This is a genomic window from Chengkuizengella sp. SCS-71B (assembly GCF_040100845.1).
In the GTDB taxonomy this organism is placed as follows: domain Bacteria; phylum Bacillota; class Bacilli; order Paenibacillales; family KCTC-33759; genus Chengkuizengella.
The window spans coordinates 1,490,726-1,503,767 of the sequence record NZ_JAZHSH010000001.1; the positions used below are offsets into that span (position 1 = coordinate 1,490,726).

Annotated in this window: 13 protein-coding genes; 12 read left to right on the plus strand and 1 reads right to left on the minus strand. The window is 33.6% G+C overall.

Features of this window, described 5'->3' with window-relative positions:
• The first annotated feature begins 62 nt into the window (after nt 1–62).
• The 9 genes from recN to VQL36_RS07355 all read left to right on the plus strand — a co-directional run bounded on the left by recN (nt 63) and on the right by VQL36_RS07355 (nt 9,018).
• On the plus strand, nt 63–1,772 hold the full coding sequence (gene recN, locus VQL36_RS07315) for a DNA repair protein RecN (RefSeq protein WP_349248674.1): 1,710 nt from the start codon (nt 63–65) through the stop codon (nt 1,770–1,772).
• A gap of 83 nt (nt 1,773–1,855) precedes the next feature.
• On the plus strand, nt 1,856–3,178 hold the full coding sequence (spoIVB, locus tag VQL36_RS07320; RefSeq protein ID WP_349248675.1) for a SpoIVB peptidase: 1,323 nt from the start codon (nt 1,856–1,858) through the stop codon (nt 3,176–3,178).
• 189 nt (nt 3,179–3,367) lie between these two features.
• Nucleotides 3,368–4,174 (plus strand): sporulation transcription factor Spo0A, encoded by an 807-nt coding sequence (gene spo0A / locus VQL36_RS07325; protein WP_349248676.1) that lies wholly within the window; start codon nt 3,368–3,370, stop codon nt 4,172–4,174.
• A 220-nt stretch (nt 4,175–4,394) separates the two neighbouring features.
• Nucleotides 4,395–5,081: a CsxC family protein gene (locus VQL36_RS07330; protein ID WP_349248677.1), complete on the plus strand. Its 687-nt coding sequence runs from the start codon at nt 4,395–4,397 to the stop codon at nt 5,079–5,081.
• A gap of 188 nt (nt 5,082–5,269) precedes the next feature.
• Nucleotides 5,270–5,647, plus strand: coding sequence for a hypothetical protein (locus VQL36_RS07335; RefSeq protein WP_349248678.1), 378 nt, complete (start codon nt 5,270–5,272; stop codon nt 5,645–5,647).
• Nucleotides 5,648–5,798: 151 nt separating this feature from the next.
• Nucleotides 5,799–6,956: a putative cytokinetic ring protein SteA gene (steA, locus tag VQL36_RS07340; RefSeq protein ID WP_349248679.1), complete on the plus strand. Its 1,158-nt coding sequence runs from the start codon at nt 5,799–5,801 to the stop codon at nt 6,954–6,956.
• Nucleotides 6,957–6,969: 13 nt separating this feature from the next.
• A complete protein-coding gene (locus VQL36_RS07345) occupies nt 6,970–7,539 on the plus strand; it encodes a copper transporter (RefSeq protein ID WP_349248680.1) in 570 nt (189 codons plus the stop codon).
• On the plus strand, nt 7,499–8,194 hold the full coding sequence (locus tag VQL36_RS07350) for a glycosyltransferase family 2 protein (RefSeq protein WP_349248681.1): 696 nt from the start codon (nt 7,499–7,501) through the stop codon (nt 8,192–8,194). Before VQL36_RS07345 ends, VQL36_RS07350 begins: the two co-directional genes overlap by 41 nt.
• Before the next feature lie 26 nt (nt 8,195–8,220).
• Nucleotides 8,221–9,018 carry a hypothetical protein gene (locus tag VQL36_RS07355; RefSeq protein ID WP_349248682.1) on the plus strand — a complete coding sequence of 266 codons (798 nt, stop codon included), beginning with the start codon at nt 8,221–8,223 and terminating at the stop codon, nt 9,016–9,018.
• A 21-nt stretch (nt 9,019–9,039) separates the two neighbouring features.
• Here VQL36_RS07355 and VQL36_RS07360 read toward each other — a convergent pair whose 3' ends face one another.
• Nucleotides 9,040–9,312: a DUF2627 domain-containing protein gene (locus tag VQL36_RS07360; protein WP_349248683.1), complete on the minus strand. Its 273-nt coding sequence runs from the start codon at nt 9,310–9,312 to the stop codon at nt 9,040–9,042.
• A gap of 198 nt (nt 9,313–9,510) precedes the next feature.
• On the opposite strand from VQL36_RS07360, the gene lpdA reads away from it, so the two are divergent.
• The 3 genes from lpdA to VQL36_RS07375 all read left to right on the plus strand — a co-directional run bounded on the left by lpdA (nt 9,511) and on the right by VQL36_RS07375 (nt 13,030).
• A complete protein-coding gene (lpdA, locus tag VQL36_RS07365) occupies nt 9,511–10,938 on the plus strand; it encodes a dihydrolipoyl dehydrogenase (RefSeq protein WP_349248684.1) in 1,428 nt (475 codons plus the stop codon).
• A gap of 86 nt (nt 10,939–11,024) precedes the next feature.
• Nucleotides 11,025–12,050, plus strand: a complete 1,026-nt coding sequence (locus VQL36_RS07370; RefSeq protein ID WP_349248685.1) for a thiamine pyrophosphate-dependent dehydrogenase E1 component subunit alpha — start codon at nt 11,025–11,027, stop codon at nt 12,048–12,050.
• A complete protein-coding gene (locus tag VQL36_RS07375) occupies nt 12,047–13,030 on the plus strand; it encodes an alpha-ketoacid dehydrogenase subunit beta (protein ID WP_349248686.1) in 984 nt (327 codons plus the stop codon). The genes VQL36_RS07370 and VQL36_RS07375 overlap by 4 nt, the downstream gene beginning before the upstream one ends.
• The last annotated feature ends 12 nt before the right edge of the window (nt 13,031–13,042 follow it).

Sequence of the window (13,042 nt, forward strand, 5' to 3'; positions counted from 1 at the left end):
TACAAAATCATCTTAAGTTTGTTGATATATTAAATAATCTCGTTTTGACTAAGTAGATAAATATGCTAATTGAATGCTCTATTCGTAACTTGGCTGTAATTGAAGAAGCAAACATCCAATTTCTAAATGGATTTCATGTTTTCACAGGTGAAACAGGCGCTGGAAAGTCAATGATTATTGACGCATTAAGTTTGATTATTGGTGGCAGAGGATCATCTGAATTTGTTAGACATGGTTCTCAAAAAACAGAGATTGAATGCTTATTTCAACTGGAGAAAGATCATCCAGTAATAAATGTACTCATTAAATTTGGTATTGAAATTGATGAAACTGAAAACTTAATCATTCGTAGAGAAATTACAGCTCAAGGAAAAAGCTCATCAAGGGTAAACGGTATTTTAGTCAATTTATCTATGCTTCGTGAAATAGGGGAATGTTTAATTAATATCCATGGACAACATGAACACCAATCACTTTTAAATGTTGATCAACATTTATTGTGGTTGGATTTATTTGGTGATGAAAAAATTAAGAATTTAAAAACTAAATATCAATCTATTTATAAGAGATATACAATGATTCAAACTGAGCTGAGGCAACTACAAGAATCAGACAAGCAACTGTTGCAAATGAAAGATCTATATTCTTTTCAAATAGACGAAATTGAAAAAGCACAGTTAAAAATTGGAGAAGATGAATTTTTAATAGAAGAAAAGCACAAGCTAGCTAATGCAGAAAAAATGTATGATGGAATTAATAAGGCTTATCAACTCCTATATGGAACAGAACAAACACTAGATTCTATAGGAAAAGCTGTTTCAAATATTGAGCAAATATCTCACTATGATCAAAAAGTGTTACAACCTTTATTAGAACAAATACAATCTGCATATTATCAAATAGAAGATTCATCATTTGGTTTGAGGGAATATCGGGAGAGTATAGAATTTAATCCTTCTCGTCTTGATGAAATTGAACAAAGACTTGCATTGATATCATCCTTAAAAAGGAAGTATGGGGAAAGTTTAGAAGAAATTTTGAATTACGTAGAAAAAATAAAATCTGAACTTGAGCAAATGGAAAATAAAGATGATAAAATTCAGGAGCTCGAAAAAGAAAAAGAAATTATTTTACACGAGTTGAGGAAATCAGCTAAACAATTATCTGACAAAAGAAGAAAAATCTCCGATCAATTATCAAAAAAAATTGAATTGGAGTTACGTGACTTACAGATGGAAAAAACTAGGTTTGATGTACATATTTCTAATGATTTAAATCATTTTACTAAAGAAGGATGGGATCGTATTGAATTTATGATTTCACCAAATCCAGGAGAACCATTAAGACCATTACATAAAATAGCTTCTGGTGGAGAAATGTCACGTATTATGCTTGCTTTAAAAACCATTTTTTCAAAAATGGATAGAATTCCAGTATTAATATTTGATGAAGTAGATACAGGTGTAAGTGGACGGGCTGCTCAAGCAATAGCCGAAAAAATGTCGATGTTGTCAACGAAGTGTCAAGTCTTTTCCATTACTCATTTACCTCAAGTTGCCTGTATGGCGGATGTACATTATCTAATTCGTAAATTCATTGAAAATGATAGAACCTTTACCCATGTAAGTCATTTACATGAAGGAAAACGAATCAATGAAATGGCACGAATGCTTGGTGGTGTTGAAGTGACAAAAACAACGGAACATCATGCCAAAGAAATGCTTGTCATGGCCGATAAGAAAAAGGAACAGAGGAATCATTTACAATTATAAAAGAACTACGCTGAGGATAACTTATAGGTACGCAATTGGCGATCCTACTCGTCAAGCGAAGGAGGATAAGGGAGCGTGATTTTTTGTTCGTAAAAAGATTGATTGGACTTCTGCTCGTTTTCTTCATTTGTATCTTTGGTTTATCTTCTCCATTTCAAAGTTATGCATCATTTCCAACTGAGTTAAGGTTATTTTCAGGTCAAGGAAAAAAGTTGGATTTTACGATGCCTGTTCATGCTCAGCTCACTGTTAAAGATCCGAGTGTTTTAAAAGTTAATGGGCAGTCCAAACCATCTTTTCAGTTGGATTTAAATGAACCCATTTCCATACAGTCAAATGAGATTGGGCACACTGAAATGCAGTTGAAATTATTTGGAAAGATTCCTTTTAAAAAAGTTAGTGTAAACATAATGCCTGATTTAAAAGTTATTCCAGGTGGTCAAACAATCGGGGTAAAATTAAAATCTGATGGTGTTTTAGTTGTAGGACATCACCTTGTATCAGCATCTGAGGATAATAAAATTTCGCCAGGAGAAAAAGCAAAGGTAAAATTAGGGGATTTAATAACTGAAATCAATCAACAAAAAATTACTAAAGTTAGTAAAGTATCTGATTTTGTAAATGATGCTGGAAAAAAAGGACAAGCAATAAACTTAACCTTGCTAAGAAATGGAAAAGAGCTTAATGTAAAGTTAAAACCGGTATTTGATATAGAAGATAATAAATATCGATTAGGACTATACATTAGAGATTCGGCTGCAGGAGTAGGTACACTTACATTTTATTCTTCAGACTTAAAAAAATATGGAGCATTAGGACATACGATTACAGATATGGATACAAATACTCCAATCAAAGTCGGTGAGGGTGAAATAGTTCACTCAAAAGTTACGTCGATTTCTAAAAGTAAAAACGGTATACCAGGTGAAAAAAGAGCCATATTATCAAATCAAGGTAAAGTATTAGGAGATATTACTAAAAACACACCATTTGGTATCTTTGGGAATATGGGCGAGTTGCCTGATCACGGTAAGATTAAAAAAGCATTGCCTGTAGCATTTGCTGAAGAAATAAAAAAAGGACCTGCTCAAATTTTAACTGTTGTAGATGGTCAAAAAGTTGAAGCATTTAATATTGAAATTAAACATATTGCTGAACAAAATGCACCAGCTACAAAAGGAATGATCATTAAAGTTACCGATCCACGTTTAATTGAAAAAACAGGGGGGATTGTACAAGGGATGAGTGGCAGTCCAATTATTCAAGATGGGAAAATTGTAGGTGCTGTAACCCACGTTTTTGTAAATGATCCAACCTCTGGGTATGGTTGTTTTATTGAGTGGATGTTAAAAGATGCAGACATTATGGAAAATATAAATAAAAATAAAGAGGACTCTGCTGCTTAATAAATTTATAAGATGGAAACCCAAAATTTTAAAATTCTTTTTAAAGCGCCCATAAAGGGCGCATATTTGTTTGAAAAGCTAAGTTGGGAATTAATTAAATCTCAGAAAAATTTTTTTCGACAGGAGGAAATTAATTTGACATGTCGAAATGTATAGTTATGGCAAATATTTTTTTGAGGAGGATCTTTCGTGCAACAAAAAATTCAAGTTTTATTAGCAGATGACAACAGAGAATTTACAAATTTACTTTCAGAATATATATCTGAACAGGAAGATATGGAAGTGATGGGGGTTGCGTTTCATGGTGAAGAAGTTATCGACTTAATTGAACAAGGAAAAACACCAGATGTTCTTATCGTTGATATCATAATGCCTCATTTAGACGGTTTAGGGGTATTGGAGAAACTTCGAGAATTAAATATATCACCTCAACCAAAAATCATAATGCTGACCGCTTTTGGGCAAGAGAATATTACACAAAAAGCAGTACAACTTGGTGCCTCTTACTACATATTAAAGCCATTTGACTTTGATGTTTTATCAAATCGAATTCGACAATTAGTCAATCATTCATCTGTTGTTTCATCACGAAGTTCACAACCGCCTTCTTCAAAACAAAATATTGTTCCTATAGCAAAAACGAAAAATCTGGATGCCAATATTACTTCAATTATTCATGAAATTGGTGTACCAGCTCACATTAAAGGGTATCAATATTTACGTGAAGCAATCACAATGGTTTATAAAAATATAGAAATATTAGGTTCAATAACTAAAACATTATACCCGGCTATAGCTGAAAAATATAAAACAACACCAAGCCGTGTAGAACGTGCTATAAGACACGCAATTGAAGTAGCATGGACAAGAGGCAACATCGACTCCATAAGCCTCCTATTCGGTTACACAGTGAATATCAGCAAGTCTAAACCTACGAATAGTGAGTTTATCGCTATGGTAGCGGATAAGTTGAGGATTGAACATAAAGTTTCTTGAAATGAATAATCAATAAATATATTATAACCGCTATTAATTAGATTAAAAAATCTAATTAATAGCGGTTTCTTTATGGTATTTTATTAAAAATTTTTACAGAATTATTATAAGCCCATTTTTTTAATTTATTTTTAATTCCGTGGCAAACAACCAATCAATTTTTTATGTTCAGAATACAATATCTAAATACTATTATTTAATTATGAAAGGAGAAAAAGATATGGGTGTAAAAGTAACCCCAATATTATGTGATTGTACTTCTCAAACTCAATCTTTATGCCCTGATAAAATAAAGGTGGATGTCGTTGTAGGAGAATTAAGTCTGCAGATCGATTTAGAAGCGGATATAGAGCTTGATACACCTGCAATTGATATAAAGGATATTGATAAGAAAGTTTTTCTTGAACAGTGTGAATTTATCTCAGTAAATAATAGTTCGTCAAATTGCGATTGTGGCATAGTGAATGGAAAAGTCTTTCTAGGTGGATTTGTAAGAAAAAATATTAGGTATTCTGCTGCAGACTGTGCAAATGATGATGGAGTTTGTGGTGAGATTAGGCATTGTACGGTAAATGTTCCCTTTAATTGTGTAGTTCCAGTTGAGGATTCAAATGTTAGTAGTTCTCATGTAGAAAAAGGCACCATGGATTTTCATGGTCGTAAGTTAAAAGAGTTTAATCAAAGCATTTCTGAGCCTTATAATGAACCTGTTAAATGTTGTATAGATCAAGTTACATTTAAAGAAAAGGATTTGTTCAGAAATCAGGTACCATTATCCTATGGTCCTAAAACAGAAAAATCATTTTGTGTCATTAGGGAAAAAATGGTTATCCTGGTGGATTTAACTTTAATTCAAAAACGAAAAGTAGAATCATGTTTAATTATTTCTTCAAGCTCAAAATGTTAGTATAAATACGAAAATATTGAAATTTAAAATAAATCGTCTGTTTAATCACAAAAAATAAGATGATTTATTTTTTTTGTTCAAAAAAAATTCATATTTATTTCACACTGTTGACATAAAGGGGATTTGTTTAAGATAATACTGTATGTAAAATAATAATATAGATTATAAATTTTAGGGGGCATTCAGAAATGCACAAATGGATCATGGTTTCACTATTTGTCATAGCAAGTGTGTTAGGAATTGTTGTTACATTCGATGCTATTGGACAACATGAAGCTGAAGAAGAAGTTGAAGAAGAAAATGCTTTAGTATTTAAAGCAGTGAACTGGAATTTTGATCAAGAGGAATATATCGTTGAAAAAGGTCAAACATTGAAGTTGTCTATGAAAAACTTACCAGGAGAAGGAAAACATTATGTTAAAATTGAGGAGTTAGGGATAGAATTACTACCTGGGGAAGAGCCTGTTGAGGTTACTTTTGATGAAGCTCAAACTTATACTGTAATTTGTAGCTTCCCATGTGGTGAAGGACATGAAACTATGGCTTCAACAATTATAGTACAATAAGAATTTACAGCAATAACTTTTTAAACCGTGATACATGTATTACGGTTTTTTTGTGCTCTCTTTTCTTTTAAGAATAAAAACTGTGTGAATAATTTCGAATCCATTATTAAATAATAAAACTTGGAAAAGGTTAATTGAGGAGTGTTTTAATGTGAAATTATGGAATCAACTAAACAAGAAGGATTTCCAGGACTTCTTCCCTTTACAAGGAACTGTACAAGTGGATAAAATTACCAAACACTTACTCATGACCATTAAACCAAAACAAATCGCAGTCATTAAACATCAAAATATTGATGAAATTGCAGCAAGAGATATAGTTCGAAGTAAAGTGAAAGTAGTCATTAACGCAGACGAAACAATGACAGGAAGTTATCCAACAAAAGGACCTCTTATTTTGTTAAATGCCGGTATTCCCATATTAGAAATTGCAAAAGATTTTTTTAAGTTGTTTTCAAATGGTCAAATGGTTAAAATTCATTCATCCCATATTTATGTTGGGAAAAATCAAATTCCTTTTGTAATGTTTACTGAAGACAAGTATAAACACTTAATTAAAATCAGTTATAAAAAATTACCTGTTAATTTAAATAGTTTTATTGACAACACATTACAATATGCTCAAAAAGAGAAGGATTTTGTAGTTCAATCGTTAGAAATTCCAAAGTTGAAAACAATATTAACTAATAAGCCTGTAGTCATTGTAGTAAGAGGAAAGGACTATAGAAATGATCTTCTTGCAATTAAAGATTTTGTAGAGGATATCAATCCGGTATTAATTGGAGTTGACGGTGGTGCTGATGCTTTGTTGGAGCATGGTTATCACCCTCATCTTGTCATTGGTGATATGGATAGCATTTCAAATCATGCTCTTTTAGCTGGGTCTGAACTCATCGTTCATGCTTATCCTAATGGGGACGCTCCTGGCCTTAAAAGGATTCAATCTCTAGGATTAGAAGCAAAAAAGATCTCAGCAGCTGGAACTAGTGAAGATATAGCCATGTTGTTAGCTTATGAGAAAAAGGCTGAGATGATTATTACATTGGGTGCACATTCACACATGATTGATTTTTTAGAAAAAGGTAGAAAAGGAATGGCCAGTACTTTGCTTGTCAGAATGAAAATTGGTGACAAATTAATTGATGCAAAGGGTGTAAGCAAATTATATCAACGAAAAGTAAAGTTCCGAAGTATGTGGCCCCTTCCATTAGCAGCACTTTTCCCTATATTAATTATGGCCTATGTTCATCCTGGATTCAGGGACATTGTTCATATGCTCTGGGTTTATATTAAACTTTCTGTTTTCTAGGTGGTGTATTGTATTGGTTTCTAGTCGATATTATATTATTACGATCATTTCCATATTCCTTGCACTAGGAATTGGAATATTGATTGGCAGTACATTAGGTCAACAATGGATTCATCATACTGAGGAAAGCATAGCTGAGAGATTTATGGAGAAGTATGAATCGCAGTTATCAATCAATCAAGAACTCCGAAAACAAGTTGGTTCGTTACAACTATTGAATCAAAAAACGATACCCATTTTTCAACATAAAAAAATGATGTGGATAAGTTCTGAAGATGTGAATAAAGACATGCTGGCTTTTGCAATTCAATCTGTGGGTGGGGAATGGCTTGAGGCACCTATGAGGGAAACACCAGATCTTATTATGGTATCAGAAGGACAGTTTGAATTAATGACAAATCAAATGAAAGACTGGAAAACATTAAATGAACAATCAAACCCAATCATCATTCAAGTTAGTTCAAATGTATTACCTTTTGATGAACCTCAAGAAATTGTTAATTTTGTAATGTATATTAAAAAAATAATGGAGGAAGAAACACATGCAACCCTCGGTGTCTATAATTATCCCAGCTTGGAATGAAGGGAATAATATAATTGAAACATTACATTCATTGCATGATTTAAGAAATTTAGAAGGTAAAGAAAAATGGAACGAAATCATCGTTGTTGATGATGGAAGTGAAGATGATACATATGGTAAGGCTAAAAAATGGGCAGATCTAGTCATAAGGCATTCTGAAAATATGGGAAAGGGGACTTCATTAGAGACGGGTTGGAAAAAAGCCAAAAATGAGATTATTGTGTTTCTAGATGCTGATTTAGGGCAAACAGCATATTTGACTTCTAAGTTAGTAGCTCCTATCATTGAGTCAGAAATGGATATGATAATTGCACGTTTTCCAAAATCAAATAAAAAAGCTGGGTTTGGATTTGTTAAAAAGCTAGCTGTAAATGGTATATATTGGTTAAGTGGTTATGAAACTACAGCACCTTTGTCAGGTCAAAGAGCGATGAGAAAGAGTGTATTGGAGTCGATATCTTTGTCAGATGGTTTTGGGATAGAAGTAGGTTTAACGATAGATGCAGTCAAGAAAGGTTTTCAATTATGTGAAGTTGATATTGCTTATAAACATCGAGAAACTGGAAGAGATTGGGCAGGTTTTAAACATAGAGGTAAACAATTTATTTCTGTCTCAAGGACTTTGTATCATAAATGGCGTGATCCAGTATGTTAACACAAGTGATGTTTTTTTTTATCATAATGATTTGTGTCGCAGTTCTTCTTTTGCAGATTGTCATTAAATTTTTAGTGCACCATCAAATCGTTGCAAAAAATTATCTTGGACAGGACATTCCAATCGGTTTAGGTATGTATTTGTGGTTATATCTCATCGCTTATTACTCTTCTCTTCAATGGATCATTCCTTCAAACAAATTAATGCAAACTTTAATTCCTGAATACATTGTCATATTAACAATCTTATTTATTGTCGGATGGTTGGACGATCAAATAGGTGATTCAGAAGTAAAGGGTTTTAAAGGGCATTTAATGAAACTTGTGAGGGAACGAAAGTTAACTACGGGTTTACTTAAAGCTCTATCCACAGGGGGGTTAACTGTCTGGGTTTTAATTCTTTTAGAACACCATCCACTATTAGAAGTGATTCAGTTTTTCATTCTCAATTTAATGACAAACGGAGTTAATTTGTTGGATTTAAGACCGGGAAGAGCGATGAAGTTCTTTTTGTTAATATCAGGTGGGTTATTTTTGTTTAGCAGCCTATTTAAATTCTTTCTTTATTTGTTCCCTGTAGTTCTTGCTGTCTTATTATTATTGCCAAAGGATATTCAGGGAAAAGTTATGCTTGGTGATTCAGGATCTAATTTATTAGGATTTGCGTTAGGTTTTTGTTTTATTATTATGACACCATGGTGGATACAAATTTTCGTTTTTATTTTATTAGTTTATATGCATTGGATATCAGAAAAAAGCTCCATTACTCAATGGATTCAAACAAAACCCTTTATTCATTGGATTGATAAGTGGGGGAGAGTATAACTTTGCCCCAAAAAGTGTCCATTAGTCTTTTTTTTGTTTGAATCTAGGTGCTACATAGTTTCGCTTTTGATCTCTGAAAAAAATCCATCCACCTATAAAACCAACCCCAATTAAAAAACTAACAATTCCAATTATTAATCTTCCCCATTGGATTTGATTCTCAATTTCTGTATTTCCGACTGTCACGATGTAATCATATATTGAATTTTTTATTTCTAAAAAACCATATGTGGCTAGAAGCCCTGGAATCACTAATAATAAAATAGCTATAAAACGAGATACCTTTAATTTCATTTTTGTGCCTCTTTCTAATTGACATCATATCAGTAAATAGTTATTTTGTTTCGAAACAAATCATATCATATATTAAGTAACATTGCATGTAAATCTGGTATAGATATAAAGTGCTAAAATTTTTAACTATATTTCTTATGTTGAAAAAGTTACAATAGAGTCGATTGAATTTTTAAAAACATAGGAGGTATATTGATTGTGAGCACATTAGATTATGATGTTGTTGTACTTGGCGGTGGTACAGGTGGGTATGTAGCTGCTATTAAGGCTGCGCAATTAGGCAAAACCGTTGCTATAGTAGAACGCGAAAAATTAGGAGGAACATGTTTGCATAAAGGGTGTATTCCAAGCAAATCATTTCTCCGCAGTGCTGAAGTATATGCAACTATGAATAACAGTGAAGAATACGGAATTAGTGCATCTTCAATTCAGCTGCATTTTGAAAAAGTCCAAAACAGAAAAAACAAAATAGTAAATCAACTACATAAAGGTATAGAGTTTCTAATGAAAAAAAATAAAATAGATGTATTTTATGGAAATGGACGTGTGATTGGACCTTCCATTTTCTCACCTAGAAGTGGTGCGATTGCTATTGAATCAGATATTGAAGAAAACAATAAGACACTTGTACCAAAAAATTTAATTATTGCAACAGGCTCACGTCCTCGACTTTTACCAAATCTAAAGGTAGATGGAGATTTAATTCTAACAAGTGATGAAGCCTTAGATATGGATGAGTTACCTAAATCGATCATTATTGTTGGCGGTGGTGTGATTGGTGTTGAGTGGGCTTCTCTACTTCATGATTTTGGAGTAGAAGTAACGATTGTTGAAACTGAAAAAAACATCATTCCAACGGAGGATGAACAGATTTCCAAAGAATTAGAGCGTATATTTAAAAAGAGAAAAATAAAAATTTTAAAAAATGCAATGTTGCTTACAGATAGTGTTGAAACTGAAAATGGAATGGTTAAAATGAAAGTGAAACAAAAGGACTCCGAAATAGATTTAATGGCTGAAAAAATGCTTTTATCTGTTGGGAGACAAGCAAATGTAGAAAATTTGGGGCTTGAAAATACAGATATTAAAGTAGAAAAAGGGTTTATTAAAGTCAATAAATACTTACAAACAAATGAGTCTCATATTTATGCAATTGGTGATGTAATTGGAGGATTGCAGCTTGCGCACGTGGCGAGTCACGAAGGGATTTTAGCTGTTGAACATGCAGCAGGACATGAGGTTCATCCAATGTTGTTCCAAAATATTCCACGCTGTGTATATACTCGTCCTGAAGTTGCCAGCGTAGGTTGGACAGAACAACAAGCTAAAGAGAAAGGGTTTGATGTGAAAACAGCATCGATCTCATTTAAAGCAATTGGAAAAGCATTAGTTTATGGCAGTAATGATGGTTTCGTAAAAGTCATCGCAGATAGAGAAACCAATGATATTTTAGGAGTGCATATGATTGGCCCTCACGTAACAGATTATATATCTGAAGCAGGGTTAGCGTTAGTATTAGATGCTACGCCTTGGGAAGTAGGACAAACTATACACGCTCATCCTACTTTGTCTGAAGCTTTGGGAGAAGCTATGCTTGGAGTGGATGGAAATGCAATTGGCATCTAAATATAAAACTGATATAATGATACTAGAGTTAAGTATTAAGACCTGATATTAAGTTCTCATTATAATTTAAGGAGGAGGTTTTCTCCATGATGAATTCAGTAGGTCAATTAAACAAACATGAAAAGCTTGGCTTAACAGATCAACATTTTATAGAAATGTATTCCTTAATGGTATTAGCAAGGAAATATGATGAGCGAGCTTTGTTATTGCAGAGAGCAGGGAAAATTAATTTTCATGTCTCAGGTATAGGTCACGAAACGACTCAAGTTGCAGCAGCCTTTGCACTAGAAAAACAAAAGGATTATTTTCTTCCTTATTATCGTGACTATGGGTTTGTGTTAGCTGCTGGAATGACACTGAAAGAGCTGTTTCTGTCTCTATTTGCTAAAGCAGAAGATCCGAATAGTGGCGGTAGACAGATGCCAGGTCATTTTGGTCATAAAAAGCATCATATTGTTACAGGTTCAAGTCCTGTAACAACACAAGTTCCACATGCTGTAGGATTTGCGCTTGCAGCAAAAATGAAAAAAGAGGACTTTGTTTCATATGTTTCTTTTGGTGAAGGTTCCAGTAATCAGGGAGATTTCCATGAGGGTTGTAATTTTGCAGGTGTTAATAAGTTGCCTGTCATTTTTATGTGTGAAAATAATCAGTATGCAATTTCTATTCCGTTTGAAAAACAAGTGGCGTGTGAAAGTATAGCTGATCGAGCTCTTGGATATGGTTTTCCAGGAATAAAAGTTGACGGCAATGATCCCCTCGAAGTGTATAAAGTTGTAAAAGAAGCTCGAGAAAGAGCGATTAAAGGTGAGGGACCAACGCTTATCGAAGCAGTTACTTATCGATTGTCTCCACACTCTACTTCAGATAATGATATGATCTATCGTACAAAGGAAGAAGTAGAGGCACATAGACAAGCAGATGGATTACCAAAATTTAAACAATATCTAATAGATTGCGGTTTATGGAGCGAAGAACAAGATCAGCAGTTGTTGGAAAAAATAAAAGAAGAAATGAAAGAAGCGACAAAGTATGCTGAACAGGCTCCTTATCCAAACCCTGAAGAAGCACTAACGCATGTATATGCAGACGAAGGAGGCGGAACGAAGTGACTGAAATAAGTTACCTTGATGCCATACGAACAGCGATGTCAGAGGAAATGCGCAGAGATGACAACGTATTTGTCCTTGGTGAGGATGTTGGGGTTAAAGGTGGAGTTTTCACGGCAACAAAAGGTCTTATAGAAGAGTTTGGAGAAAACAGGGCATTGGATACTCCCTTAGCTGAGTCAGCTATTGCGGGCGTTGCTATTGGTGCTGCAATGTATGGTATGCGTCCAATTGCAGAAATGCAATATTCCGATTTTATGCTTCCAGCAACGAACCAAATTATAAGTGAAGCGGCTAAGATTCGTTACCGATCAAATAATGATTGGGATTGTCCAGTAGTAATTAGAGCTCCAATTGGTGGAGGTATTTTTGGAGCTTTATATCATTCTCAATGTCCCGAATCCATTTTTTTTGGAACACCTGGGTTGAAAATTGTTGTTCCATCGACTCCATATGATGCAAAGGGTTTGTTGAAATCAGCAATACGTGATCCTGATCCAGTTATTTATTTTGAACATAAAAAATGCTATCAATCCATCATTTCTCAAGTACCTGATGATGATTTTGTAGTTCCGATTGGAAAAGCAGATGTAAAAAGGGAAGGTACGGATGTCACAGTTATAACTTATGGTTTAACCGTACATTTCGCACTAGAGGCAGCTGAGCAATTAGAGCAAGAAGGAATTAGTGCACACATTTTAGATTTGAGGACTCTCCAACCTTTAGATGTTGAAGCTATTTTAGAAGCAACTGCAAAAACAGGGAAAGTCCTTATCATTCATGAGGACAATAAAACTGGTGGTGTTGGTGCAGAAGTATCAGCTATTATTTCTGAAAAATTATTATTTGAACTTGATGCTCCTATAAAGAGGTTATGTGGTTATGATGTTCCAGCTATGCCTTTCAGCCCAACTTTAGAGAAGTATTATATGTTAAGCACAGAAAAAGTAAAAGACGCCATAAAAGAATTAGCATTATTTTAAAAGAAATGAGGT